The organism is Roseibium sp. (genome assembly GCF_965232425.1).
Taxonomy (GTDB): domain Bacteria; phylum Pseudomonadota; class Alphaproteobacteria; order Rhizobiales; family Stappiaceae; genus Roseibium.
On the sequence record NZ_OZ246971.1, the window covers coordinates 125966 to 151496 of the forward strand.

At 60.1% G+C, this 25531-nt stretch carries 24 protein-coding genes; 11 read left to right on the forward strand and 13 right to left on the reverse strand.

The features are described from left to right. Positions 1-144: 144 nt before the first annotated feature. The 7 genes from ACO08A_RS00660 to ACO08A_RS00690 all read right to left on the reverse strand — a co-directional run bounded on the left by ACO08A_RS00660 (position 145) and on the right by ACO08A_RS00690 (position 8980). Positions 145-912 (reverse strand): SDR family NAD(P)-dependent oxidoreductase, encoded by a 768-nt coding sequence (locus ACO08A_RS00660; protein ID WP_422039362.1) that lies wholly within the window; start codon positions 910-912, stop codon positions 145-147. Between the two features lie 173 nt (positions 913-1085). Next, the gene (locus ACO08A_RS00665) at positions 1086-2384 is read right to left on the reverse strand and encodes an adenylate/guanylate cyclase domain-containing protein (RefSeq protein WP_422039363.1); all 1299 of its coding nucleotides are present in this window, start codon (positions 2382-2384) and stop codon (positions 1086-1088) included. Between the two features lie 155 nt (positions 2385-2539). Then, complete coding sequence (locus ACO08A_RS00670) at positions 2540-3661, reverse strand: helix-turn-helix transcriptional regulator (RefSeq protein WP_422039364.1); 1122 nt, start codon at positions 3659-3661, stop codon at positions 2540-2542. A 417-nt stretch (positions 3662-4078) separates the two neighbouring features. After that, the gene (locus ACO08A_RS00675) at positions 4079-4831 is read right to left on the reverse strand and encodes a VPLPA-CTERM sorting domain-containing protein (RefSeq protein WP_422039365.1); all 753 of its coding nucleotides are present in this window, start codon (positions 4829-4831) and stop codon (positions 4079-4081) included. 236 nt (positions 4832-5067) lie between these two features. Further along, the gene (locus tag ACO08A_RS00680; RefSeq protein WP_422039366.1) at positions 5068-5892 is read right to left on the reverse strand and encodes an MBL fold metallo-hydrolase; all 825 of its coding nucleotides are present in this window, start codon (positions 5890-5892) and stop codon (positions 5068-5070) included. A gap of 10 nt (positions 5893-5902) precedes the next feature. Beyond that, positions 5903-6361: a cyclic nucleotide-binding domain-containing protein gene (locus ACO08A_RS00685; RefSeq protein WP_421982280.1), complete on the reverse strand. Its 459-nt coding sequence runs from the start codon at positions 6359-6361 to the stop codon at positions 5903-5905. A 99-nt stretch (positions 6362-6460) separates the two neighbouring features. Beyond that, the gene (locus tag ACO08A_RS00690; RefSeq protein WP_422039367.1) at positions 6461-8980 is read right to left on the reverse strand and encodes an ABC transporter transmembrane domain-containing protein; all 2520 of its coding nucleotides are present in this window, start codon (positions 8978-8980) and stop codon (positions 6461-6463) included. Positions 8981-9261: 281 nt separating this feature from the next. On the opposite strand from ACO08A_RS00690, the gene ACO08A_RS00695 reads away from it, so the two are divergent. The 6 genes from ACO08A_RS00695 to ACO08A_RS00720 are packed head-to-tail and all read left to right on the forward strand — an operon-like array spanning position 9262 to position 15655. Beyond that, entirely contained in the window at positions 9262-10479 is a 1218-nt protein-coding gene (locus ACO08A_RS00695; RefSeq protein WP_422039368.1) for a glycosyltransferase family protein, read from the forward strand. 35 nt (positions 10480-10514) lie between these two features. After that, positions 10515-11735: a glycosyltransferase family 4 protein gene (locus ACO08A_RS00700; RefSeq protein WP_422039369.1), complete on the forward strand. Its 1221-nt coding sequence runs from the start codon at positions 10515-10517 to the stop codon at positions 11733-11735. A 23-nt stretch (positions 11736-11758) separates the two neighbouring features. Next, the gene (locus ACO08A_RS00705) at positions 11759-12880 is read left to right on the forward strand and encodes a glycosyltransferase family 4 protein (protein ID WP_422039370.1); all 1122 of its coding nucleotides are present in this window, start codon (positions 11759-11761) and stop codon (positions 12878-12880) included. Continuing rightward, the gene (locus ACO08A_RS00710) at positions 12877-14043 is read left to right on the forward strand and encodes a glycosyltransferase family protein (protein ID WP_422039371.1); all 1167 of its coding nucleotides are present in this window, start codon (positions 12877-12879) and stop codon (positions 14041-14043) included. The genes ACO08A_RS00705 and ACO08A_RS00710 overlap by 4 nt, the downstream gene beginning before the upstream one ends. A gap of 27 nt (positions 14044-14070) precedes the next feature. Next, the gene (locus tag ACO08A_RS00715) at positions 14071-14874 is read left to right on the forward strand and encodes a methyltransferase domain-containing protein (protein WP_422039372.1); all 804 of its coding nucleotides are present in this window, start codon (positions 14071-14073) and stop codon (positions 14872-14874) included. A gap of 7 nt (positions 14875-14881) precedes the next feature. Further along, positions 14882-15655 carry a polysaccharide deacetylase family protein gene (locus ACO08A_RS00720; protein WP_422039373.1) on the forward strand — a complete coding sequence of 258 codons (774 nt, stop codon included), beginning with the start codon at positions 14882-14884 and terminating at the stop codon, positions 15653-15655. A 273-nt stretch (positions 15656-15928) separates the two neighbouring features. On the opposite strand, the gene ACO08A_RS00725 is transcribed toward ACO08A_RS00720, so the two are convergent. Beyond that, positions 15929-16444 (reverse strand): peptide-methionine (S)-S-oxide reductase, encoded by a 516-nt coding sequence (locus tag ACO08A_RS00725; protein WP_422039374.1) that lies wholly within the window; start codon positions 16442-16444, stop codon positions 15929-15931. A gap of 157 nt (positions 16445-16601) precedes the next feature. Here ACO08A_RS00725 and nthA point away from each other — a divergent pair, with 157 nt between their 5' ends. Genes nthA through ACO08A_RS00745 form a run of 4 tightly spaced genes read left to right on the forward strand, consistent with a single transcriptional unit; the run spans position 16602 to position 18687 of the window. Further along, positions 16602-17228 (forward strand): nitrile hydratase subunit alpha, encoded by a 627-nt coding sequence (gene nthA / locus ACO08A_RS00730; RefSeq protein WP_422039375.1) that lies wholly within the window; start codon positions 16602-16604, stop codon positions 17226-17228. Continuing rightward, the gene (gene nthB, locus ACO08A_RS00735; protein ID WP_422039376.1) at positions 17225-17884 is read left to right on the forward strand and encodes a nitrile hydratase subunit beta; all 660 of its coding nucleotides are present in this window, start codon (positions 17225-17227) and stop codon (positions 17882-17884) included. Before nthA ends, nthB begins: the two co-directional genes overlap by 4 nt. Beyond that, the gene (locus tag ACO08A_RS00740) at positions 17871-18224 is read left to right on the forward strand and encodes a nitrile hydratase accessory protein (RefSeq protein WP_422039377.1); all 354 of its coding nucleotides are present in this window, start codon (positions 17871-17873) and stop codon (positions 18222-18224) included. The genes nthB and ACO08A_RS00740 overlap by 14 nt, the downstream gene beginning before the upstream one ends. Before the next feature lie 10 nt (positions 18225-18234). Then, the gene (locus ACO08A_RS00745) at positions 18235-18687 is read left to right on the forward strand and encodes a methyltransferase family protein (RefSeq protein WP_422039378.1); all 453 of its coding nucleotides are present in this window, start codon (positions 18235-18237) and stop codon (positions 18685-18687) included. A gap of 9 nt (positions 18688-18696) precedes the next feature. On the opposite strand, the gene ACO08A_RS00750 is transcribed toward ACO08A_RS00745, so the two are convergent. Further along, entirely contained in the window at positions 18697-19587 is an 891-nt protein-coding gene (locus ACO08A_RS00750) for a LysR family transcriptional regulator (RefSeq protein ID WP_422039379.1), read from the reverse strand. Positions 19588-19732: 145 nt separating this feature from the next. Here ACO08A_RS00750 and ACO08A_RS00755 point away from each other — a divergent pair, with 145 nt between their 5' ends. Beyond that, a complete protein-coding gene (locus ACO08A_RS00755; protein ID WP_422039380.1) occupies positions 19733-20020 on the forward strand; it encodes a DUF1330 domain-containing protein in 288 nt (95 codons plus the stop codon). A 445-nt stretch (positions 20021-20465) separates the two neighbouring features. Here ACO08A_RS00755 and ACO08A_RS00760 read toward each other — a convergent pair whose 3' ends face one another. From ACO08A_RS00760 to ACO08A_RS00775, 4 genes are all read right to left on the reverse strand, one after another. Continuing rightward, entirely contained in the window at positions 20466-21059 is a 594-nt protein-coding gene (locus ACO08A_RS00760) for a class I SAM-dependent methyltransferase (protein WP_422039381.1), read from the reverse strand. Between the two features lie 64 nt (positions 21060-21123). Then, positions 21124-22299 carry an ABC transporter permease gene (locus tag ACO08A_RS00765; protein ID WP_422041839.1) on the reverse strand — a complete coding sequence of 392 codons (1176 nt, stop codon included), beginning with the start codon at positions 22297-22299 and terminating at the stop codon, positions 21124-21126. A 2-nt stretch (positions 22300-22301) separates the two neighbouring features. Further along, positions 22302-23327 carry an ABC transporter permease gene (locus ACO08A_RS00770; protein WP_421982264.1) on the reverse strand — a complete coding sequence of 342 codons (1026 nt, stop codon included), beginning with the start codon at positions 23325-23327 and terminating at the stop codon, positions 22302-22304. A 315-nt stretch (positions 23328-23642) separates the two neighbouring features. Continuing rightward, positions 23643-25529 carry an ABC transporter substrate-binding protein gene (locus tag ACO08A_RS00775; RefSeq protein ID WP_422039382.1) on the reverse strand — a complete coding sequence of 629 codons (1887 nt, stop codon included), beginning with the start codon at positions 25527-25529 and terminating at the stop codon, positions 23643-23645. Between the last annotated feature and the right edge of the window lie 2 nt (positions 25530-25531).

The window sequence follows — 25531 nt, forward strand, 5'->3', positions numbered from 1 at the left end:
CTGTTCCACTATCAACGCTGCGTCAAACGAAAAGAATGGCAGTCGCGAGGACAGAATGGGCGCGCCGGTCGGGCGGGTTGAAGCGGCGCGCCGACGTCGATACGCACGCTGGACGCGGCGTAGATGGTGCGGAAATCGGTGTCTTCAGCGGGGCGCCATCCGGATGGCTCCATCGAGCCGGATCGTCTCGCCGTTCAGCATGTCGTTTTCGCAGATTGCGCGGACGAGACCTGCATATTCGTGCGCCTTTCCGAGGCGCGAAGGAAACGGCACCTGCTGGCCGAGTGATTCTTGCACTTCCGGCGAAAGGCCCAGCAACATGGGCGTCTCGAATATGCCCGGCGCGATCGTCATGACCCGGATTCCCGACTTCGAGAGATCGCGCGCCACGGGAAGTGTCATGCCGGCGACACCTGCCTTGGAGGCTGCATAGGCAACCTGTCCGATCTGCCCGTCGAAGGCTGCGACGGAGGCGGTGGACACGATGACACCGCGCCCGCCGTCAGGGGTCACGGGCGCAAGTTCAGCCATCCCTGTCGCTGCAATCGCGATGCATCTGAAGGAGCCGACCAGATTGACCGCGATTACCTTCTCGAACATGTCCATCGGGTGCGGCTCTCCGCGCGAGGTGGTTTTTGCAACCGGTGCAATGCCCGCGCAATTGACAAGGATCCGTTCCTGGCCATGCGACTTTCTCGCGAGTTCGAAACCTGCTTCCACGCTGGACTGACTGGTGACGTCGACATCGGCGAAGACCCCGCCGATCTCGAAGGCGGTTTCACGTCCCTGCTCCGCGTTGCGGTCGAAAATCGTGACCTTGACGCCCTCCTGAGCCAGCATTCTCGCGGTGGCGGCTCCCAGACCCGATGCGCCGCCGGTGACGATTGCGGAAAGTGTTGAATCCAGTTTCAAGCGCCCATCCTTTGCTTTATATATCTGTATTTATTATTTTTTTTCTTTTAGGTTGACGAAAACGTCAATTTTCGGAGTTAAACTCGCTCAGAAGAGCCCGAGCGTCAAGTCCAATCTCGGTCAAACTGTCACGTGGAACTTTCAAACCAGCAGAGGCATTTTTTTAGGCCAGACTATAGATCCGCCAGAACGACCAAATCGACAGGCTGGCTCATGCCAGGCACGCTCATGCATGGCCTGACCTCCAACAGGGTGGCAGGGTAGCCCTGCCTGAGCGCCAGGTCCCAGGTGGGCTGGTCTGTCAGCGACGCCGATTTCTGGGACTTGTTGGCATCCTCCAGCTTCGCGGCGCGGTTGACCGCATCCCCGATCACGGTGAATTCCAGCCGGTTCTTCGATCCGATGACACCGACCGTGACTGTTCCTGCAGCCGCCGCCGTTCCTATCTTCAGTTCTCCGGGCCAACCGGCAGCGCGGAACCGCTCCTGAGTTTCGGCAACACCGCCGACAAGCTTTTCCGCTGCCCTGAGCGCGTCCGCGGCATAGGTCTCAGAGGGATGAACAGCGCCGAATGTCGCCAGGATCCCGTCGCCCAGAAACTTGTCGACGCGCCCCCCCTCCTGATTGATCACTTCAACGGCAATGTTCTGATATTCAGCCAGAACAGCCAAAACGACTTCAGGCGGGAGCGTTGCAGACGTGGACGTGAAGGAACGGATGTCGGCGTAAAGGATAGCGGCCTCGCGCAAGCTGCCCTCCCCGGCCTCCAGAGACGTGTCCGCGTCGGTGATCGAGGCCGCAACCTCCGGCGCAAAGAAGCGCCGCAGGTCTTTCGCCGCGGCCTGTCCCCGCGTTGCCTCGAACAGCATCGAACGTCCGCGGTAGAGGGCAACCGAAAGGATGATCGTAACGGCAAAGATCACCATCGTCTTGTCAAGTTCGGCACCGATCAGGATGGAGTTGCCGGTCAGGTATTCGACATAGTTCCGCGTGACGCGCATGGAATCCATGTCGGCAAAAGCGGCGTAGAAGACCAGTCCCAGCCAGCCGGCAACGGCGACAAGCCCTGTCGTCAGAACGAAACGCGGGTCGAACCTGAGCGCGCGCAGTCCGATGAAGATAAAAACATACATCAGCGTCGGCGCCTTCAGATAGAACGCCGGATGCTGGTCGTACTGGATGTGGAACGAAAAAATCAGTCCGACCAGAAGCGCCATGTCGACGCCGATCGATATCAGGAGATACCACTGCGGCAGCTCGAACCTGTATGACAGTGCGAGACGCAGCACCGTAAACAGGAAGTAGGCACCCAGCGCAACCGGCACGAAATTGAAGCCGGCGGTTCCCTCGGCTCGCGGTGCGAGCGCGTAAAGCACCGAAAAGAACAGGACGAGCCCGAGTTGCACCCAACTTATCAGGCGCTCCGACGATGCTTCCCGCGCCCTGATCTCCAGCCGGACCCTTTCGGGCATGCCTGTCTCAGGAGGTCCGCCCTGCACGATGTAGCGAAGTGATTGCGAAAGTGATCTCATGTCGATCCAGCTTCAAAAACAGACCGGAGTGTCCACTTTCGGCGCGGATTTCGCAACAAGGGACGCGTGAATGTGACCGTCCGTGATGCCGCACCTCAAAAATCTCCCAAGTGCCGCAGCTGTTCCACCTTCTGCACGAGCTCACTTTGCCGCCGGCACCCGGACTTGGACAGCGCGGACTTGATCTGGTTGCGGACGGTGTGAATGCTGACCTGTCTCTGCTCCGCGACCTCCGCCGGCGTGAAGCCCTCGGCGAGCATAACCACCGACTGGGCTTCCGCATGGCTGAGCGACAACGAGCTTCGCAGCGTATCGACCACGGCGACCTGACATCCTGCAGGCTTGAGCGCAAGGAGAGTCGCGGCCATGCCGCCATTCAGGAAAGCCCCGAAAGGAGACTGATCAAGATCTCCAAGGCGCATTCCGATAGTCCGGCAAATCCACTCCCTACCGGTAAGATCGGAAAGCGCGATATTTGCAAACCGCTGCGGATTTCCCGCTGCCCGTTTTCCCGTCGCAGTCTTCAGACGCTCGTGAACATCACGCGATGAAAAATTCAGGCGTCTGAACATGTCGCTCCGGATAAGGCTGCCTGAGGCCAGCAAGCGCTGCGCTTCAGGGCATGCATAGTGGAGCACCCAGTCGGAGTCGACAACGAGCATCGCGGTCCCCGCACCGAGCAGATGCCGTTCCGATGCCCATTTCTCGAACTTCAACCCGTTGATCATGCGATTGATTTCGAGCGACTGCCGGATGGCCGGAGCTAGTGTGACGCAAAGATCCAGCCAGTCGTCTTCGTGGCCTTCCTTGTCCTTCGCGCGCATGTTGCCGCCGATCAGAAACATGCGGCTTGTATCATATGCCAGCATGGAACCGCCGCCTGCGCAAAGATCCTCAAGGGGAAGGAGTATGTCGGCGTAAAATTGCGTTCGCTTGAGCTGCTCGGGCGCGCACAGTTCATGCGACGTGATGGCCTCTCCGATACCGCATTTCCGAAAATTTGCCGCGAACGGGTTCTTGTCCGCGAAATGCGTTTCGTAGAGCGTCAGGATTGACGGATCGTACCCGGACGAACAAGCCAGCGGCGCTGCGTTGGTCATCTGGTCGTAGCCGATCAGCTGGGTGCAGACACGTGTCCTCATGGCCCCGGACATGGCGTCGAGAAACACCTGCCACTGGCCCGGATCCACGGAGGCCGCCATTGCCAGGTTGGACAATTCAATGATTTTCTTTGAAGTTACGACCACGCTTCCCCCAAAAGTGGTATCGATAACGTTTTGTGTCAGCCCACCTCTGCAACCGCATTGCAACTCAAAATTTATGGGCTCATATAGTCCATATGGACCATGCGTTTAATGCATGCGTCTAGTAAACAGATATTGATCGTGTTGTTCGGTTTCAGGCAGCGTGAATTTTGCTGTCGTTACCGTAATTCGTTTGCAACATGGGAATTCCCGCATTCCCGCAATCGGCGAGCGGTCAATTTTTAAAGCAGTGTTGTTTTTTTGGGCGGCCATTTTGGGCCGCCGTTTTTTTATACGGTCCAGGCTAACGGGCCACATTCACGACATTCAAAAAACAAAAGCGGCTCCCGAACGGGAACCGCCTTGAACTTGGTCCGCGTCCACCTGCCGTCAGGCTTTCAGGCGCCTGCGCGCCACAGCAAACAAGCCGATGCCGCTGAGCAGAAGCACGCCGCCGGCCGGAAGCGGAACGGTGGTCGGCGGATCGAAATGAACCGTCACGCTTTTCAGCTTCCAGAAGTCGTACTCCTTCTTCTTGAAGGAATCGAAGGCGCCAAACATGAAGAGCGAACTCGTGACACCACCGAAGGCAGAGAACGGGTTCGAATCCTGCCGGTAGCTCAGAAAATCGCCGTCTCCATATGCGCCATCGCCGCTCAGGTCATATCCCCAGCGGAAGTCGTCCCGGTCATCGAAAAAGCTGAAGGAAACCGAGGACATGGCCACGTCTACGGCTTCGCCGTTGTAGCTGAACGACGCCGTTATGAAATCGCTCCAGCCGCTGCTGTCCACCTGGTGGCTGTTGTCGCCGGGGCTGTTGGTTACACTTGCACCGCCGTAATACCGGCCGATGCGCGCGTCATCGGTGGCATTCAGCGTGTTGTTCGGGCCGCCGATCGTATACCCATTGACGTTGTTGTTGATGATGTTCCGATCGCTTCCGGACGCATCCAGATCATTGATGAACGCGCCCGCCGTGAAAGTCCCTGTCAGGCCGTTAACGGTAAGCGAGAACGATTTCGAAAGATTGGCGTGTTTGGTTGAATCGCCCGGATGTTTCCAAAGATTGAAAGTCGTCGGCGCAGCCGTGGCAGCGCTCATGCTCGCAATTAGCAGCACGCCGCCCAGTCCCAGTTTTTGCATTGTCTTCCTCAAAAAAAATTCTTCTAAGCACCCTAAGCCATTAACACACTGTCAAATATACCACAAGCCAATGTTAACCATGTTGCCAGTCAACTTTGCGGGATTGCCGCAGGATTGCGATACCCCTGCACTGCCGACCCCAAACATATTGCAGGGCAGGATCTTACGTGGATTGGTGCAGGTTCAACTGGCAGCGTCGCCGGATCCAGGTGCGGACCCATAAAATGAGGTTGTACCTAGGGCCTCAGAACCATGCCCTCGCTGGCGACCAGCGTGCCGGGATACGCGGCCTGAGCGGCAAGCCCGATCTCGTCAAGTTCATCGTCGGAACGGCGCGGATCGTGGTGGAACAGCACAGGTGTCCTGACATTGCCGACACGGGCAAGCTGCACGGCCTTCTGCCAGGTTGAATGCCCCCACCCCTTGAAACTCTCGTATTCGTCGTCGGTAAACATGGCGTCGTAAATCATGATGTCGGCGCCCTGCACGAACCCGGGAAGAACGTCGTCCACTTCGGGATCGCCATGTTCGTGGTCGGTGATGATGCAGATGGATTTTCCGTGATAGTCGAACCGGTAACCGCAGGCGCCTCCGGGGTGGTTGAGGCGTGTCGTGCGGATAACGAGATCGTCGTCGCGCGGAATGTTATCGCCAGCCGTGAAGGACCTGAATTCCACCGCTTTCAGCGTCTTAGCCGCAACCGGGAATATCGGTGGAGACATTATGCGGCTGACTATGTCGACAAGCTTCGTTCCGTCTTGGAAATGCCCGGCCCAAGCCGTGACTTCGAAATTCGGATCATAGGCCGGCTTGAAGAACGGCAACCCGCAAATGTGGTCGAGATGCGTATGCGTGAACAGAAGATCGAACTTGCGCGCTCTCGCCTTGCAAAGTTCCATGCCGAAATTGCGCGCACCGGACCCGCAATCGACCAGGATCAGCGCGTCACCGGCGCGGATTTCAAAGCAGGAGGTTTCTCCCCCGTATCGCAGCGTGCTTGACCCCGGTGTGGGCGTCGACCCTCTGACGCCCCAGCAGCGGAGTAAAAAATCTTCTGCCACGTTTCACTCCCTAACCACCGGAAGCCCCCCGGCGGGCATCTGCAAGATCGCGGGTCGTCCGCTCGAGCCTCAATGCCAATGTTCGCATGACTTCCAATGAAATATCCGGAAATTCTTTCAATAGTTTCAAGAAATCATCCTTGGAGACTGTCAACACGTCCATGTTGTTGGCGGCGACCAGCGTCGCCGTGCGCGGAACGTCGCACAGGATCGCAATTTCGCCGACGATCGAATTTTCCGCAACCTGGGCGACCTTCTTCTCACCTTCCGGCGTATCGACAAGAACATCCGCGGCACCGGACAGAATGATAAAGGCGCAATCGCCTTCCTCTCCCTGGGAACAAAGGCGTTCACCGGAGGTGTATTCAGTCCGTTCGCTTATGAAGGCCAGTAGACGCAACTTGGTTTCATCAATGCCATGAAACAAGGGTACCTTTCGAAGGGCTTCAACTTCTGTTTCTAGCGTCATCGCTTGCTCCCGCCGTCATTGTTGTTCCCGCTTATTCTTTTGTTGGCATGCAATTGGATGCTGCGGTTTCCATGCCTTCCCACATAAAACGGCATTTTTCTACCCTTTATCCGAAATCCGGCCCTGGTCCAGAACGAAGCGCTGGTCGAACTCGGCGGCAATTTCCGCATTCGCAGTGCCATACAGGAACGTTTTTCCGGAAAGGAAGTCCCGCAGGGCATCGCGCAACGCCTTGTCCTCCTCGGTCAGTCCGGTCGCAATATCATCCAAGATCGTAATCTTCGCGTTCTTCAAGAGACCGCGCACCAAAGCGATCCGGCGACGCTGGTTGGCCGAAAGGCGTGAACCGGACACACCGACATGGTATCCGAACCCGGCATAGATGATCGGATGCCGCAGCCCCGTTTCCTCGACAATCGTCCGGATGACGTCATCGATCCGGCGGCGGGCATCGCGCCGGTCGACACGCGCACGCCCAAACAGGAGGTTGTCTTCAATGGTCAATGGCGGCAGATAGACATCCGGATCGAACGCCACGAAGCTGTCGCTGTTGCTTACGACGCCGTCCAGGAATTTCTTGCGGGCCGCAATGACCTCATCCCGAAGTTCGTCGGTCATGACGCCAAGGCGATGCCTGGCCGGAACGAGCTTGAAGGCAAGTCCTGTCAGCTTCATGCGGTCGGCATCGGACAATCCGGGCCGTTGTTGTTCCGATTTCGCGATACGGACGATGCGTTCGAATTCCGGCAGGTCGTCCTGATTGATGAAGGAGTAGGATCCCAGCAAGCCGCTGTCGCCCGAAACGTTGGCGAACAGTTCGAGCATGGTCTCGGCGATCTTGAGACCGATCTCTTGCAGTTTCTTGTCGAACCCAGTCTCGGACAGGAACTTCTTGACCTCTTCGAGTTCCGGCACCTGATCCATCGTTATGTCCGGATCGGAGGGCACGGCGAAGAACAGATTTTCAGCCAGGCTCGCGCTCGCGTTGAAACTGTCCGCGTGCCAAAGCTCGACCAGCCCGGCAAGTTTGGGCTCGTTGGCAATCCGTCCGGCGAGGCTCTTGCGGACGTTGAGAATTTTCTCGGCAAACGCGTCGTTCATGGACGGATCCAACCGCGACTGAAGACCCAGGCGGTAGATGTCATTATCGAGCCGGACCGTCTCCAGCAGGGCAAGCGCCTTTTCGTCGAGCTCGTCGTCGTTGCTGACACCCGCGGCATCGAAGTCGTTCCAGTCCGCCGCCAGGTCATAAACCGGGTTCATGGTCTGGTTCGCCTCGTTCACGCGGCGCTTGTATTTCTTCTCCTCGTCGCTGTCCCTCTCCGGCGGTATCAACGGACGGTGGCGCAGGCCGTAATAGAGATTGTCCCTGATCGTTCCGGTCCAGACATGAACGGCGCCCCCGACATAGGCGATTTCGCGCCCGAGCGTGCTGTCGTTCAACTTGTCCAGATCGTGATCGCCGATCAGCACCTTGCCCGACGCGGCGGACACCAGACCTGCAGCCAGCTGGAGCACCTCGGATCGGCCGGACCCGTCCGGCCCCACGATCGCGCACTCGCTCTGCGCCGGCACGGTCAGCGAGATGTCCATCACTTCCTGGCCGGCCGCGCCACCCGAAAAGCTGACACGCTCGAACTTCACGTCACCGTCGAGCCTGACATCGTCGTCTGCGGTCAACCGTTCGGTGTCGTAGATATCCGGCGGATCGAAATTCTCGACAACGGTCTGGTACTTGACGCTGACATCCGCGGTCATCTGGTAGAAGGACAGAAGCAGCTTCCACGGACCGGCAAGGTCCTTGTAGGCTGCGATGACGGCGAGCAGCGCACCGATGCTGAGATTGCCCTGGATGACCAGATACCCGCCGATCAGGTAGAAGAAGAACGGCGTCAGCTGGTTCATGAAATTGTTCAGGAACTTGATGAGGAACTTCCGGTTGAAGATCTCGTAGCGGATCTTGAAGTTCTCATAGAGACGGTCGGAAATGTCCGCCGAATGCCAGGCGGCGGCGTCATTTGCGTGTATCTCCGCAACGCCGGTAATGCTTTCGCCCACCTTGTCGGCGATGACGCGTACGTTCTTGACCCGCTTGCGCGACAGGAGAATGACCTTCTTCTGCAGCATCGGGATGACGTAGCCCTGGATCGGGTAGGAACTGACGGCGGCAAGACCGAGCAGCGGATCCTGCATGAAGATGAACCCGAGCTGGACGATAAGCATGCCGCCCTGATAGGCCGGAAGCGCGAATGCCTCGCCGATATAGCCGCCGACATCCTCGACCTCGGAAGTGATCATCGGGATGATTTCACCCGAACTCACTTTCCGGAAATGCGGCAGGCGAAACCTCAAGACACGCTGAAAAAGCTCAAAGCGCAGCCTGCGCAGCATGCGCTCGCCCAGCCGCCCCTTGTAGACGTTGAGGTAGAACTTGAGCCCGTTCGAAACCACGACGAGCCCGAGAAAGGTAAGGCAGAGCAGGACCAGGTAGGGGATCTGATCGAAGTCGAAACCAAATACGTCGCGCGGGAAATTGTCTCCCTGAACCGCGTCGTTGACGATCAGCTTAGGTAATTCTAGCAGGAAATAGACCACCGGATACGTAAGTACGGTGACCATGAGGATAAATATCTGCTGGCGAGCACTGTACTTCCAAATGAATCCAAATAGGCTTTTTTCCATTCGCTCGTCCAAACACTTATGGATCAATTATGTTCATTGTGATCATATTGGTATATTAGCGACCCAAGATCGATGCGCCAGCCAGGATTAACATTTGCCACAAGCAGTTTAAATCCGTCCGATGCCGAAAATCTCATGTTCGTGAACATCCGGACGTGACAACAGTTGATGATATGAGACATAAGCTCCCAGGGGCAGCATTACAAATCAGGGGCAGTATGAGTTCCAAGACGCCGAAAATTCTGATCTACAGCCACGACTCGTTCGGACTGGGTCACCTGAGACGGTGCCGCGCGATCGCGCATTCCCTCGTTGGAGATTTCGACACCCTGTCCGTTCTGATCCTGTCAGGGTCACCGATCATCGGAAGTTTCGAATTTCGCTCACGCGTCGACTTTGTCCGGATTCCCGGCGTGATCAAGCTTCGGAATGGCGAATACACCCCGCTCTCACTCCATATCAACATCGACCAGACGCTTGCCATCCGGTCGTCAATCATCGAGCACACGGCGAAGGTCTTCGAGCCGGACATCTTCATCGTCGACAAGGAACCGCTGGGTCTGCGGGGCGAGGTTCTGGGAACGCTCGAAGCGCTGAAGCACACCGACACGCGGCTTGTGCTGGGGCTCAGGGACGTGATGGACGACACCCAGGTCCTGAAGGAAGAGTGGGACCGCAAGAATGTCTATCCCGCGCTCCGGGATCTTTATGACGAAATCTGGGTCTACGGCCCGGAGGACATCTGCGATCCGCTCGAAGGAATCGACGTTCCGGACTGCGTCACCGAGAAACTCAGATACACGGGATATCTCAGGCGCGAACTGTCGACCTCCTCGCTGGAACAGCCCGTCGCGGCCCCTTTCGGAGAAGAACCTTATGTGCTGGTCACGCCCGGCGGTGGCGGGGACGGTGTCGAGATGGTCGACTGGGTCATGCGCGCCTATGAAACGCGTCAGCGACCGCTCTTTCCGGCGCTGATCGTGCTGGGCCCGTTCATGCCTGCGGCGGCGGCGGCCCAGTTCAGCGAGCGCGCCGAACACCTGCGCGACGTCGAGATCATCCGGTTCACGCCACAGATAGAACCCTACCTGGCAAACGCGACAGCCATCGTCGGCATGGGCGGATACAATACGTTTTGCGAAATCCTTTCCTTCGACAAACCGACCCTTATGGTCCCGCGTGTTCTTCCGAGGCGGGAACAGGCAATCCGCGCGGAACGCGCGGAACAGGGCGGCCTGCTCAAGGTGCTGCCGATCGACCGCTATCCGGATTCCGATCTCATGGCGAAGGCCCTGTCCGACCTGCCCTCGCTCAAGCCGCCCTCGTCGGCCAATGTCGACCGGCTTCTGGACGGACTGGATGTCATCTCCGCGCGCGTCGGCGAGATCTTTGACATGAACCACGCCGCGGACGCGCGGAAGCTGGTCAACTTCTAGAACGCCGCGCCCACCACACCTGGAATCTACCGCACATGTCCCGTATCGCCGTTGTGGTCAAAGGCTACCCGCGTCTGTCCGAAACCTTCATCGCCCAGGAAATGCTCGGCCTGGAACGCCGCGGGATCGAGCTGCTGATCGTTGCCCTCCGGAAGCCTTACGATCCCTACATCCATGAACTGCACCGGCAGATCTCGGCGGAGATCCTGTACTTGCCGGAATATGTCAAAGACGATCCGGTGCGGGTTGCCCGCGCCAAGAACTGGGCCCGCAAGCAACCGACATTTGAGGCCGCGAAGAACCTCTTCGAGATCGACTTCCGGAAACAGCCGAATGCCGACCGCCGGCGCCGCTGGGCACAGGGGTGTGTCTTCGCGCATGAATTGCCGGACGATGTCAGCTGGATCTACACCCACTATCTCCATACGCCTTGCTCCGCGGCACGCTATGCGGCGCACCTGTCCGGCCGCAAATGGTCCTTCTCTGCGCACGCAAAGGACATCTGGACAAGCCCGGAATGGGATTTGAGGACCAAGATCAACGACGCGGACTGGGGTGTCACGTGCACGCGCGTCAATGCTGACCACCTGAGCGCACTCGCTGACGATCCCGGCAAGGTCGAGCTGCTTTATCACGGTCTTGATTTCTCGGGTTTTCCGACACCTCAAGAGCCGTATCCGATGCGCGCGGGCGACGCGGAACCGGTTCAACTGGTGTCGGTCGGACGCGCAGTTGAAAAGAAAGGCTATGACGACCTGCTCCAGGCCCTTGCCGGGCTGCCGCAAGAGCTGAACTGGCAGTTCACGCATATCGGCGGCGGAGAGCTTTCCGAAAGCTTGAAATTGGCGGCTCAATCGCTGGGACTGGCTGACCGGATAACCTGGCGGGGGGCGCAGCCGCGCGAAGAGGTGATCGCGACCTGCCGGCGTTCCGATCTCTTCATCCTACCCTCGAAGCTAGCCAGGAGCGGCGACCGCGACGGGTTGCCGAACGTCCTGATGGAAGCCCAGTCAATGGGACTGTGCTGCCTGTCGACCCGGGTTTCGGCGATCCCGGAATTGATCGTCGAGGACGAGACCGGCGTCCTGGTTGATCCGGGCGCGCCAGAACAATTGTCCGCAGCGCTGGAAAAACTGATCCGCGACCCCCAGTTGCGCCGCAACCTCGGCCTTGCGGCGGCACAGCGCGTCCGGTCACATTTTTCGACAGATCCGGGTCTTGACCGGCTGGCCGCAAAGTTTCGTAAAGTGGTGTGACGAAAAACGCCGGGCCGACCTGAATGAAAATCGCCTTCACAGCACCGATGAAGCCTTTGGATCACCCGGTGCCCTCCGGCGACCGGACGATGGGACGGCTCATTGTCAAGGCGCTTGAAACCAGGGGCCACGATCTTCGCATCGCAAGCACGTTCCGGTCCTGGCGCAAGGACGGTGCAGACGCCATCCAGGCAAAGGTCCGCAGCGAAGCGCTCGAGGAAGCCGACCGCATTTCAGCCGAGTGGGAAGCATCAGGCTACCGGCCGGACCTCTTTCTGACCTATCACCTCTACCACAAGGCACCGGACTGGATCGGACCGGCCTTGAGCGACCGGTTCGACCTGCCCTATGCCGTCGTGGAGGCAAGCCGCGCCCCGAAACGGCAGACCGGCAACTGGGCGCTCGGCTTCGCGGCCGCAGATCAGGCGCTCAAGCGGGCGGACGCGGTCGCCGCGATCCACAATGCGGACCTGGGATGCCTGAAGCCGGTCGTTTCCCCCGGAAGGCTGCAGGTTCTGCTGCCGTTCCTTGATGCCACTCCGTTTCAGGCGGCTTCCGAAACCGACCGTCCTCCCGCTTCGCCGCCGCTGAAGCTTCTTGCTGTCGGCATGATGCGCGAAGGAGACAAGCAACGCTCCTTCGAAGTGCTCGCCGAAGCGCTTGATGACATCGCTGCCCTGCCCTGGCACCTGACACTTGTTGGCGACGGTCCAGCCATGGATCACGTCCTCGGTCTGTTTCCCGCAGACAGGACAACCTGGCTCGGCGCCTTGCCTCCGGACCGGCTTCCGGCAGAATACGCCGCCCATGACCTGCTCGTCTGGCCCGCCATTCGCGAGGCCTTCGGCCTTGCGCTTCTGGAGGCTCAGGCGAGCGGCACCGGCGTGATCGCGGGTGATACGTTCGGAGTTCCCGATATTGTCCGCAACGGGAAAACAGGGCTTCTGTCGGCGGAGGGGGACGCGGCTGCCTTTGCCGCAAATCTCAGGCGCGTGATCGAAGATCCCACCCTTGCGGACCGCCTGGGCCATGCAGCAAGGGCGCATATTGCAGAGAACCACTCGCTTGCCGCCGGGGCGGCCAGACTGGATGCCCTGCTGCAGCGGGCGATCGACAATCATCTGCAGAGGGCATCGAAACGGTGACGCCAAAGGCCTTCATTCACGTGCAGCACCTGCTGGGGACCGGACATGTCGTGCGTGCGGCCGCCATCGGCAGGGCTTTGGCGGACAGAGGTGTCGAGGTCACGCTGGCAAGCGGCAACACGATACCGCCGACGCTTGACACGACGGCGCTCAAGGTCGTGGAGCTGCCTGCCTGCAAAAGCCCGGATGCGGCATTCAAGCGCCTTGTCACCCTGGATGGAGAAGACATTGACGAACAATGGAAATCCGGCCGGGTTAAAGCATCGATTCAAGCGTTTGACACGGACGAATTCGACCTGCTACTCACCGAGACCTATCCGTTCGGACGCCGCCAGCTCGACTTTGAACTGACACCGCTGCTCAGCCACGCCAAGGCAAAGAAGCGACCGCCCCTGATCGCCACATCCATCCGCGACATTCTGGTGCGCAAGAAGGAATTGTGGAAGGAACAATGGATGGCGGATCAGGCGCTGACATACTATGACCGTGTGCTTGTCCACGCCGATCCGGACTTCGTTCAACTCGGTGACAGTTTTCCCTTTGCCGACAAGGTCGAGCATCTGGTCCGCTACACCGGATATGTCGGCGGCGACAAGCGCCCGCGCGCCAGGGAGGCGGACGGAGAAGATGAAGTCATTGTGTCCTGCGGCGGCGGTGCCGTGGCCGAAGGCCTGCTGTCAGCGGCCCTTGTCGCCAAGCCGCTTTCGCGCAGGGCGGAAGACACCACCTGGCGCATCCTGATCGGGCATGACGTTCCGGAGGAAGCCTATCAGGCATACCGGCAGCGGGCGCCGGAGGGGATCCTCGTGGAACGCGCCCGGCGGGACTTTCCCGAACTCCTGAAGCGGGCGCGCCTGTCTGTCAGCCAGGCGGGATACAACACCGTTCTGGACGTCCTGATTGCAGATGTCGCCGCCGTCTTCGTTCCCTTTTCGCAGGAGAACGAAACGGAACAGACCCAGAGGGCCCATGCGCTGGAACGCCACGGCCGCGCGGTCGTCGTGGAGGAAAGCCTCCTGTCTCCCGAACGCCTTGCGGCCGCGATTGACGACGCACTGGCGCTTGCGCATCATCCGCACAAGGTTCTCCTGGGCGGCGCGGATCGAAGCGCGGACATCCTGATCCGGGACATCAACGACAACCGGCGCGGATCGGCTTCTTGACCTCGTCCATTCCCGGAGGAAATGCCCATGGAACTGCGCCATTTCAAAGCCATGAACAAAGTTCATGACACCGCCGGATATGTTGCGGCCCTGGAAGCCTTCGACAGCATTCCCCAGCTTCGCGAACTCAAGGTGCTGGCCCGTCAACGCGGCGGGATCGTGCCCGGCGGCTCCGTTCTGGATGTCGGTTGCGGTTTCGGACTGGAAACGCTGCGTCTTGCCGATGAGATCGGCTCAACGGGAACCATTGCCGGGGTCGACATCAGCCCCGACTTCATCGCCGAGGCCCGAACCCGTGCCGAAGAAGCGGGAGCTGCCGCGATCGACTACCAGGTCGGCGATGCGCATGATCTTCCCTTTGCAGATGGTACTTTCGACAGCGTGCGGGCCGAGCGCATGCTCATCTACCTAAAAGACGTTTCCAGTGTGCTCGCCGAGATGAAGCGGGTTCTGAAACCGGGAGGCCGCCTCGCCCTGATCGAGCCGGACTTTTCGACGAACACGATCAATATCGGCAACCGCCGGCTGATGCGGCGGATCGTGGATTACGAGACCGCCGTCGCCGTCGAACAGAGCTGGCTGCCCGGCCCGCTTGCGGTTGCTCTTTCCGCTATCGGTTTCAACGACATCGAGATCGCAACGCGGGTGCTGATCTTTCCGCAGGAGCTGGGCGCAACCTATTTCAAGAGCATCGGCGTTCATGCACAGGAAGCCGGCGTGATTTCCGGCGTGGAGCTGACGGAATGGCAGGACGATATTGACAGGCTGAGAGACAAGGACCAAGTGTTCGCCACGATAGGCTATTTTCTTTTCACCGCAACCGCTCCCTGACCGCACCGTGATCCCAGACAACCGCACCACCGACTTTCAGGTTTTCCGCGACGAACTCGTCCGTCACCTCGACTGGTTTGCAGATCGCGGGCGCAAGGTCTCGTTCTGGTGGCGCGATGACGACGCGATCGAACCGAGCACGGCCCTCGACAGGATGCTTGCACTTGCCAACGAACACCGGGTCGATCTTGCCCTTGCGGTCATTCCGAAGGACGCAACGGAAGCGCTCGCCCGGCGCCTTGCCGAAGAACCGCATGCCGTCGTGTTGCAGCACGGCTGGCAGCACAAGAATTTCCAGCTCAAGGCAAAGGGCGAAAAAGCCGCCGAGCTGGGGTCGCGCCGGGATCCCGATGAACTCATGGACCAGTTGCAGGCAGGAAAGGCGCGGCTCGAAACGCTTTTCGGCGACAAGTTCATTCCCGCCATCGTGCCGCCCTGGAACCGGATCGCTCCGGAGATTTCAAGACGCCTGCCCGGGGTCGGTCTTCCAGGCCTGTCCACCTTCACTTTTCACAATTTCCCGCGCGATCATCAGGTCCAGTCGCATATCGACATCCTGAAATGGAAGAAACCCGTCCGCTTCATCGGCTGGGAAAGCGCGCGCCTGCGCTTCGACCTGCAGCTGACCCGGCGGCGCAACACGGGCGTCGAACCGCTCGGTCTCCTGAGCCATCACCTCGCCCATGACGAGCCGAGCTTCGAGTTCCTGGAAAAGTTCCTCGCCATCGCCGCTCATCACGAGGGCGCGGACTGGCCGTCCGTGAAGGCATTGTTCGGCTGAGTGACGGGCCGGACCCGGTGGTAACGGGGGCCGGCCCCACCTGTCGCCACTCGTCCTTCCGGACAAGTGGGGCGAAGCCGAGCACCGATCCGGAAACCAGACGTCTTTCGCGCCGGAGGCGCGGCACCTTCGGTGGCATCGACGTTTGAGTTCGCTGTGCTCACGCTGACTTCTGGATTCCAGATCAGCGTTCGGCTTCGCCTCACTTGTCTGGAATGACGTAAAGCAAATGTCACCGGCTGCGATCGCCGCCCGTTGACGGGACAGGCTCCCTCACTCCGCCGCCGCGACCGGTTCTTTCAGCACAGCGCCGTACTGTTTTCTGAGCAGCGCCAGCTTCGGGTCGATATAGGTCTTGCAGAACGGCCGGTCGGGGCCCTTGGCGTAGTAGTTCCGGAAGCGCTCGTCGGAGGCCTTGAAGCCAGCAAGCGTGAGCACGCATGTCACCAGAGGTTCCTCGAATTGCGCCTGAAGCGCGCGCAGCGTGCGGCCGGCCTTGACACCGGTTCCCGCGTCGTAAACATAGATCGCCGAACGGTACTTGCCGCGCATCTTGTGGCGCGAGGTGCTGGAATGCGTGCGCAGATGGATCTCGATCAGGCTCTCCAGCGGCAGGACGACCGGATCGAAGGTCACGATGACGGCTTCCGACCAGTGATCCTCCGGCGGATCGGAGCGGATGAAGCCCTGCTCCACGCTCGAGACGCCTTCAAGCGCCTGAAAGACCGCTTCGGTGCACCAATGGCAGCCGCCGCCCAGCCCGATTTTCAATTCCGCCTCCACTGACATGTCTTGTCTTTCCAGTCTGCCAAAGAATGTATTTTCCGGAAAACGCCTTGGCGGAGATTCCCCCAGAGCAGTTTCACATGAATTTCAGATGCGGCCCCTTGGCGTTGCGTCCGTCGCAATTTAGGATCGCATCATCCTTCCGCCAATGGAGCCCTCCATGCCGCATCATCACGATCACGAGCATTCCGAGTTATCGGAGATCGAACTGCGTGTTCGCGCTCTGGAAACCCTCTTGACCGACAAGGGGTACATCGACCCGCCGGCACTCGACGCGCTGATCGAGACCTATGAAACCAAAGTCGGTCCGAAGAACGGGGCGAAAGTGGTGGCCAAAGCCTGGGCCGATCCGGACTACCGCGAACGGCTGATGGCAGATGCGACGGCCGCAATCGCCGAGCTCGGCTTTGTCGGTCGCCAGGGCGAACACATGGTGGCAGTCGAGAACACCGGCACGGCGCACAACATGGTCGTGTGCACCTTGTGCTCCTGTTATCCCTGGACCGTGCTCGGCCTGCCTCCCGTCTGGTACAAATCGGCGCCCTACCGGTCCCGTGCCGTGCGCGACCCGCGCGGCGTCCTGGCGGAATTCGGCGTGACGCTTCCGGCGGACAAGGAGATCAAGGTCTGGGATTCGACCGCGGAAGTCCGCTACCTGGTCGTCCCGGAACGGCCGCAGGGAACGGACGGCTGGTCCGAAGAAGACCTGGCTGACCTCGTCACCCGCGACAGCATGATCGGAACGGGACTGGCGCTTGATCCGGCCCAAAAGGAGAGCGCGGCGTGAACGGGGCACAAGATCTTGGCGGCCAGATGGGCTTTGGCCCGCTCGAACTTGAGGACAACGAACCGAATTTTCATGCCAAATGGGAAGAACGCGCCTTTGCGCTTACGCTCGCAATGGGGGCAACCGGGACCTGGAATATCGACAGTTCCCGCTTTGCGCGCGAATCCCTGCCGCCGCCGGTCTACCTGACGTCGAGCTACTACAAGATCTGGACGCTCGGTCTGGAGAAGCTTCTGGTCGACAACAGCCTTGTAAGCGCCGAGGAGCTGGACGCGGGAAAACCGCTCGGGCCGAGCCAGCCGCTCAATCGTGTCCTGAGGGTAGAAAATGTTGCGGCGACCCTGAAAAAGGGCGGCCCCGCCGACCGTCCGGAAACGCAACCGGCGCGCTACAAGGTCGGCGACAGGGTCAGAACCAGGCGCATGAACCCGGAACACCACACGCGCCTGCCCCGCTATGCCCGCGATGCGGTCGGCACGGTGGAGACGGTTCACGGCGTCCACGTCTTCCCGGACACCAATGCGCGCGGTCTCGGCGAGCAGCCAACCTGGCTTTACGGCATCGTCTTCAATGGCACGGATATCTGGGGCGCGGACAGCGACCCGACCCTCACCCTCCGCCTCGATCTCTGGGAGCCTTATCTTGACCTTGCATGAAGCAGTCAATTCGACGCCTCGCCTTCCGCTTGACGCGGATGGCGGACCGGTTTTCGAAGCGCCCTGGCAGGCACGGGTCTTTGCCATGACCTTGCAGGCCCATGAGGCCGGGATGTTCGAGTGGACCGAGTGGGCCGAAACCCTCGGCGCGGAACTTGCCGGGGACGGAGACGGCAGCGGCGAAAAGCGCGGTTACTACGATCACTGGCTGAGCGCTTTTGAGAAGATCCTGCATGCGAAGGGCGTTGCGGGTGCCGGGCAACTGGGAGAGCTTCGGCAGGCATGGGACGAAGCTGCGAAAGCGACCCCGCACGGCGCGCCGATCGAGCTGAAAAGGTGACCAGACCGAGATGAAGCTGAAGGTACCTCCCCCCCTGGTCCTGATCGTTGCGGTGACGATGACATACGCCGCCGCGTCCTGGTTCCCGGGGCTGACCTTCAAATTCCCCGGGCAGTTCGTGCTGGCGGCGATCCTGTTTTTCCTCGGCCTGATACCGGATGTGCTCGCGCTGCTGACCTTTTTTCGCAAGAAGACCACGGTGAACCCGATGACTCCGGAAAAGTCGACCACATTGGTGACGGACGGGATCTACCGCATCAGCCGGAACCCGATGTATCTGGGGCTCCTGTTTCTGCTTGTTGCCGCATCGCTCTATTTCAGCAGCTTCCTGTCGATCCTGATCATTCCGGCTTTCATCTGGTACCTGACGGAATTCCAGATCAAGCCCGAAGAGGAAAGCCTGAAACGCGTCTTCGGCGACGCCTACGAAGTCTATATGAAGAAGGTTCGCCGCTGGGTCTGAAGCCGGACTTCATGTCCCCATGTAGAGCCCGCCGCGCTCCTTGAAGGCATCAGCGGCAAAGCGCAGGAACGCCCTGATCCGCGCAACGTTTTTCAGGTCGGGATGGGTCAGGACCCAGATGTCGAGATAGCGCGACGGTTCCATGCCCGGCAGACGGACCAGATCCGGGTCCGGATCGCCGAGGAAGCACGGCAAACGGCCAATGCCCATGCCCGCCTTCACGGCCGCCAGCAGGGCGATCATGTCGTCGGCAACGAGGCTGATGAAGGCAGACGGATAACGGGCTCTGATTTCCTTGGGAACGCCCTTGCCCCACCACTTGAAAGTCACGCAGGGCAAAGAGACGCTGCCATGTCGCGTTTCCATGACCTGCCGGTGCTTGCGTGCGAAGGAACGGGACATGTAATAGCAGCGGTTCTGTCCTGTCGCCAGGCGGCCGAAAAGCGTTTCTCCCGGATTGTCCGTCACTCTCACCGCAATGTCGGCTTCGCGCCGATGCAGGCTGAGTTTTTCGTTGGCCGCGATCATCTGCAGTTCGATACGCGGGTGCCGTTCGGCGAATTGCTGCATGATTTCGGCCAGTTGCACCTGAAACAAGAGCTGCGCGGCCGTCACGCGCAGCAGACCTTCAAGTTCGGTATCCTGCGCGGTGATGCGCGTGTCGAGCGCCAGCACTTCGGCTTCCATCCGTCTGGCTGTGGCCACGGCTTCCTCGCCGGCCGCCGTCGCCACGAAGCCTTCGGGCAAGCGCTCGAACAGCCGAGTCGCCATTCGGTCCTCCAGGGCAGACAAACGCCTCGAGACCGTGGAATGGGTAACGCCGAGCCCCTTTGCCGCCTTGGTCACGTTGCCCGCGCTGGCGATGGCCAGCACGAATTTCAAGTCATCCCAGTTGTCCATGAGGTATCGATCACTTTCAAACGGCAAGATTCAAACGCCCTTTTCATGGTGGTGCATTTTTGCACAGCCCTGTTTGAAAATTGATGAATTTTTCGCGACCACGATCCGGGATAGCGTCGACGTCACTTCAACAGGGAGACCTCACATGACCGTACAAGCCCTTGCCATGATCACCGTAACCGACAGGGAGACCCTCGGGGCCTACCGCGAAAAGGCCGCCGATGCCCTTGCAAAGCATGGCGGCAGCGTCGTGGCTGCAGACCCGGAGGTCACGGTTCTTGAAGCCGCCGGCGACACGCCTAACATCGCCGCGCTGCTGTCCTTTCCGAGCGTTGAAGCCGCAAAGGCCTGGCGCGAAGACCCGGCCCTTGCCGATATCCATGCCCTTCGCAACAAGGGCGGCAAGTCCACGATCGTGGTTCTGCCGGGCTGACGGTGCGACGGTGATGCGCTCGCGCTGATGTCCGAATTACGGATCGGTGTTCTCTGGTGCGCCATTCGTCCGGACGTGCTCAACGCTGCGGCCTTGGCCTATCGCGCCAGCCGGCAACATCCCTAAAGTGTCATCCCCGGCTCGACCGGGGTCGACTCCACGTTTGACCACGCGGGTGCGCCAAGAACCGGTACCTGGGCGAAGTCTCGTTCGGACGACGACCGTTCTGGATACGAGTGGATCCCTGATCTCCGCTGCGCTGCGTCCGGGAAGACGCACCATTGGAGCATTTTCCGGCATTTGAACCGCTCCCTCATCCTGAGGAGGACCGGATGGTCCGTCTCGAAGGATGGCGGCGAGGCAGGAATACGTGGCCCATCCTTCGAGGCTCCGCTGCGCTCCGCACCTCGGGATGAGGGAGGAACGCGGCGCGGCTGCCAGGCGGCTAAGCCAAAGGCTTCACCAGCCGCATGCGCCAGGTAACGCCTTTCTTGTCGGAGACGAGGCGGTAGTCATCGAGGACTTCCCATTTTGCTGGATCGTCGGTCGCAGCCCACAGGCTGTTGATCAGCCTGTTGGCACCGGATTCCGGCCGCTTCGGCGAATACATGGACAGCGCGATGACGCCGTCCTTTTTCAGGAACGGCACGTAGCGGCTGACGACGGCAGCCGGGTCGTCGGCGAAGTGGAGCACTTCGTTGAAGACGATCGCGGAGAAGGTTTCGCCCGCCTGCGGTTCGAAGGAATGCATGTCGCCGGCCCTGAGAGACGCGATCGAGGGATCGACATCGGCGATCTCCAGCGATGCCGGGGAGAGGTCCATGCCGACATAGCGCTTGATGCCCATCGGCTGCAGGCGTTCGTAAAGGAGCCCCTCGCCGCAGCCGATATCCAGAACCTCGTCCATGGATCCGGTCAGGGACAGCCACATGCCGATGATGCCGTAGCGGCCGCTCTCCGGAAGCGAGCGCAGAAAGGCCCAGCGCCCGGCTTCGTATTCCTCGTCCCAGCCATCGGCAGTGGTGGCGTTTTTCGACATGGCGGCTTCCTGACAGCAAAGGCGGGCCGCTACGGCCCGCCGGAGAGTTTCAATATTCAAAGCATCACTTATAGGGATCTGCCGCGTCGCGCAAACCATCGCCAAGGAAATTGAACGCAAGAACCACGATAATGATCGGGATGACCGGCGCCATCAGCCAGGGATAGACCGTGACTACCGAGATGTTCTGCGCCTCGTTCAGGAGAACGCCCCAGGAGATTGCCGGCCGGCGCAGTCCGAGGTTCAGGAAGGACAGCGCCGTTTCCCCCAGGATCATGGCCGGGATCGACAGGGTCGCGGAGGCAATGATGTGACTGGTGAAACCGGGCAGAAGGTGCCGCGTGATCACGCGTTTCGGCTTGGCTCCCATGAGCACCGCCGCCTTGGCGTACTCCTCCTCGCGCAGCGACAGAAGCTTTGACCGCACCGCACGTGCAAGCCCGGGCCAGTCAAGCAATCCGAGAATGATGGTCAGCCCGAAATAGATCCAGATTGGGCCCCAGGTCACGGGGAGCGCCGCCGACAGGGCCATCCAGAGCGGGAGTTCGGGGAGCGAGCGGATGATCTCGATCATGCGCTGGATCATGCTGTCCAGAATGCCGCCGAAATATCCTGCGATCCCACCGAAGAAAAGACCGAGCACGATGGAGATCGTGACGCCGACAAGACCGACCGTGAGTGACAGCCGGGCACCATAGACAAGACCGGAAAACTGGTCGCGTCCGAGACGGTCGGTGCCGATCAGGAACAGCGTGCCGCCTTCCGCGGGGCAGAACAGGTGGAAATCCGCGTCAAAGAGCCCCCAGAACTCGTAAGACGCGCCACGACAGAAAAAGCGGATGCGCTGAACATCCTCGGTGTTCTCGGTGAACACCCATTGCAGCGTTTCCATGTCGATCTCGGAGGTCATTCCGTAGACGAACGGACCGACGAAGGAGCCCTCGTGGAACATATGCACCACCTGAGGCGGCGCGAACAGGTGCTGGCTGTCGCGCGAGTTCGGGCCGTAGGGCGCGATTACTTCGGCGAAGGGCACGCAGAGGTAAAACAGGATCAGCACGACGCCGGACCAGACGGCGATCTTGTGGCGCTTGAACTTCCACCACATGATCTGCCACTGGGACGCCTGGTAAAAGCGCTCCTGCTCAGCCGTCATTTCCTCCGTGACGGCCGGGTTGAACGGGGTCGGGTCGACGTAATGCTCTACGTTGCGGGGCGGCGTGCCGTCTCTTGCGTCCATGGTCACGACGATGCCCTCCCGCCAAGCCGTATGCGCGGATCAAGCACCGCGAGCAGAAGGTCGGATATCAGCATCCCGATCAGGGTCAGGACCGCCACGAACAAGAGGATGAACCCGGACAGGAACTGGTCCTGCGACTGCAGTGCGGACAGCAGGATCGGCCCGACGGTCGGCAGGCTCATGACGACGGAAACGATGACCGAACCGGAAACCATGGAGGGGATCAGGTTGCCGATGTCGGCAATGAACGGGTTGATCGCCATACGCAGCGGATACTTGACCAGAAGCTGGTTTTCCTTGAGCCCCTTCGCGCGGCCCGTCGTGACATATTGCTTGTGCAGTTCGTCCAGGAGGTTCGCCCGCAAGCGCCTGATCATGGCAGCGGTGCCGGAGGTCCCGATCACGATGGTCGGCACGATCAGGTGGGCGAGCACCGACATGGCCTTGTCGAAGCTCCAGGGCTGGTCGATGTACTCGGGTGCCATAAGCCCCCCGACCGACAGGCCGAACCACTGATTGAACAGGTATAGCAGGATCAGCGCGAGCAGGAAGTTGGGTGTCGCCAGGCCGATATAGCCCAGAAACGTGAAACCGTAGTCGGCCCAGGAATATTGCCGTGTCGCCGAAAAGATGCCGATCGGGAACGACACCACATAGACGAAGAGAATGGTCGCGAAATTGAGCACGATCGTCAGCGGCAGCGTTGGCCCGACGACCTGTTCAACCGGTTTGTCGAATTCGAATGACCAGCCCCAATTCCCCTGGATCAGGCCGTCAAATCCATGCGGACCGGGCCACAGACCGATCCAGATGAGGTATCGCTCGAAGAACGGCCTGTCGAGCGAGAACTCCTTGCGCAGGAATTCCAGCTTGGCGACCGAGGACTGCTCGCCGGAAGATTTCAACGCGGCGATCTGATTGGAGATGTAGTCGCCGGCAGGAAGTTCGATGATGAAGAACGTCAGAAGACTGATCACCAACAAGGTCGGGACCATCATGAAAACCCGGCGAATAATGTAATAGAGCACCTATACTCCCCTCACCCCGACGCGACCGCCGCAACGCCTCCACATAAACCTCACGCGCATGGCGGCGACTTCCGTCCTGCAGTCCGGGACTTATCCGGCACATCCCCGGCAACCCGTCCCGTCAATTCCCAATCCACTTGCATCCGTAACGCAACGAACCGAACAGCCGGTTCACGTTTCCCGCAAGCTCAGCATGTCTTCCCGCGCTCTGGCAAGTCAACATGTGCGGAAGACCATGCGCGCGGCAAATCGATATTAGCCCTGATGGAACCGTTTCGATTTGCCGCGCGTTCTTGCGCGAGGATGCCGGTCAGCCTATTCACTCAGAAAGAACTCATCCATCCGGTGAATGCCGAAATGTGCGCCGGGGTCCCAGCCGTAGATGCCTTCCAGCGGGACATTCTTGACATCCTTGATAACGACCGGCTGGCGGACGCCGGACACCAGTCCGATATGGATGGTCTCTTCGGCGTGGATCTGGAGGATCTCATCCCAGATCTTCGTGCGCTCTTCCGGCGTCTTGGACACGAGCCACGCCCGATAGAGTTCCATCAACCGCTCGGCGGGTGCCCAATCGGGTTTCTCGCCGCCCTCACCGCGGGTTTCATAGTGGTCACCCCAGGAGTGCCAGGACAGTTCGTCGCCGCGCACGGGGACATAGTCCGACGGCGGCATCTCGGATGTGGGGATGCCGTTTTCAAAGCCCCACCAGACAGACATCAGCAGATCGCCCGAGATGGCGCGCTCGCGCATGTTGTCCCGCTGGCTCGGCTTGGCAAACAGCTTGACGCCGATCTCAGCCCACATTTCCGTCACCAGTTCGAGGGCATCTTCCTGGACCTGGGCCTCACCGGCGGTCTCGACGATGATCTCAAGCGGGCGGCCGTCCGGGAGCAATCTTATGCCCTTGTCGTTGCGCTCGGTCAGGCCGATTTCGTCCAGAAGAGCGTTCGCCTTGTCCGGATCGTAGTCCGCCCACTTGCTCGTGAGCTCCGGCTTGTAGAGCGGGCTGGCCGCAAGGACGGTGTCATTGCCCGGGGTGCCGAGACCGAAAAACAGGACGCGATTGAGCAGGTTGCGGTCAATCCCCAGCGACAGGGCATGACGGAAACGCGAGTCGCGCAGAAGCTTGCGCCAGACCGGGTCCTTGACCGTCAGGTTCGGCTTGATTGCGATCTCCGATCCCTTGCTGTTGGACCAAAGCGCCGTCTTGTAGTCGTTCTGCTTTTCTCCCTTCTTCAGAACCGTGATGTCGGAGAAACTCAGGTTCCGCGCCTGAAGATTGCTTTCACCGGCCTGCGCCTTCGCCGGGATCAGCTTGCCGTCGGCCACCGTCATGATGACCTCGTCGATATAGGGCAGCTGCTGACCTGTGCTGTCGACACGGTGATAGAAGGGATTGCGTTCCAGGATGAAGCGCAGATCGCTGTCGTCGCGCTTGCGCACCCAGGGCTGCAATGTCGGCAGGTCGACATTGCGCGCGTTGTACATGTCGTCTTTCTTGTTGTGCAGCGGCGCCCAGCTGCGCGCCTTCACCTTCTCCGCTTCCTTGGCGATGAAATCAGGATCGCCGTACTTTTCGTGGAATTGCCGCAGATAGTGGGACGGCCGGTAGATGAAGGGCGGCCGGGACTTCGCCAGTTCCGGCAGGAACAGCGGATTGGGCTCTTCCCATGTGAAGCGGACGGTCGTGTCGTCGATCACCTCGAACTTCGGGCCCTTGCCGTTGACCAGAAGAAACGGTGGCAAACCGGAAGGTGTCAGGTTCTCGTCGCTGACGATATCCTCGAAGTAGTACCGGATGTCTTCGGCATCGAAGGGGTCGCCGTCGGACCACTTGTGGCCTTCGCGGGTGTGCAGCGTGAAGATCCTGCCGTCTTCGACGTCGACGGCCGCGAGGATGTCCGGAACCAGTTCTAGCTTGTCGTTGTAGCCGACCAGGCGCGCATATCCCCATACGTTGATCAGGCGCACGTCCTTGGCGCGGCCGATCAGCGTATCGAGAGACCCGCCGTGCTTGCCGACCTCGCGGCCCTTGGCTTTCAGGTCGACGACAAGCGGTTCGGAAGGAATGCGCTCGGCGATCGGCGGAAGCGAAGCGTCGAGACCGGGCGTCTCCTTCAATTCCAGCGCCGCCAGCGGCGTCGCGGCCAAGGCTGCACCTAACAGCAACCCCGCCCTTTTCAGATGTAACAATTTCATGC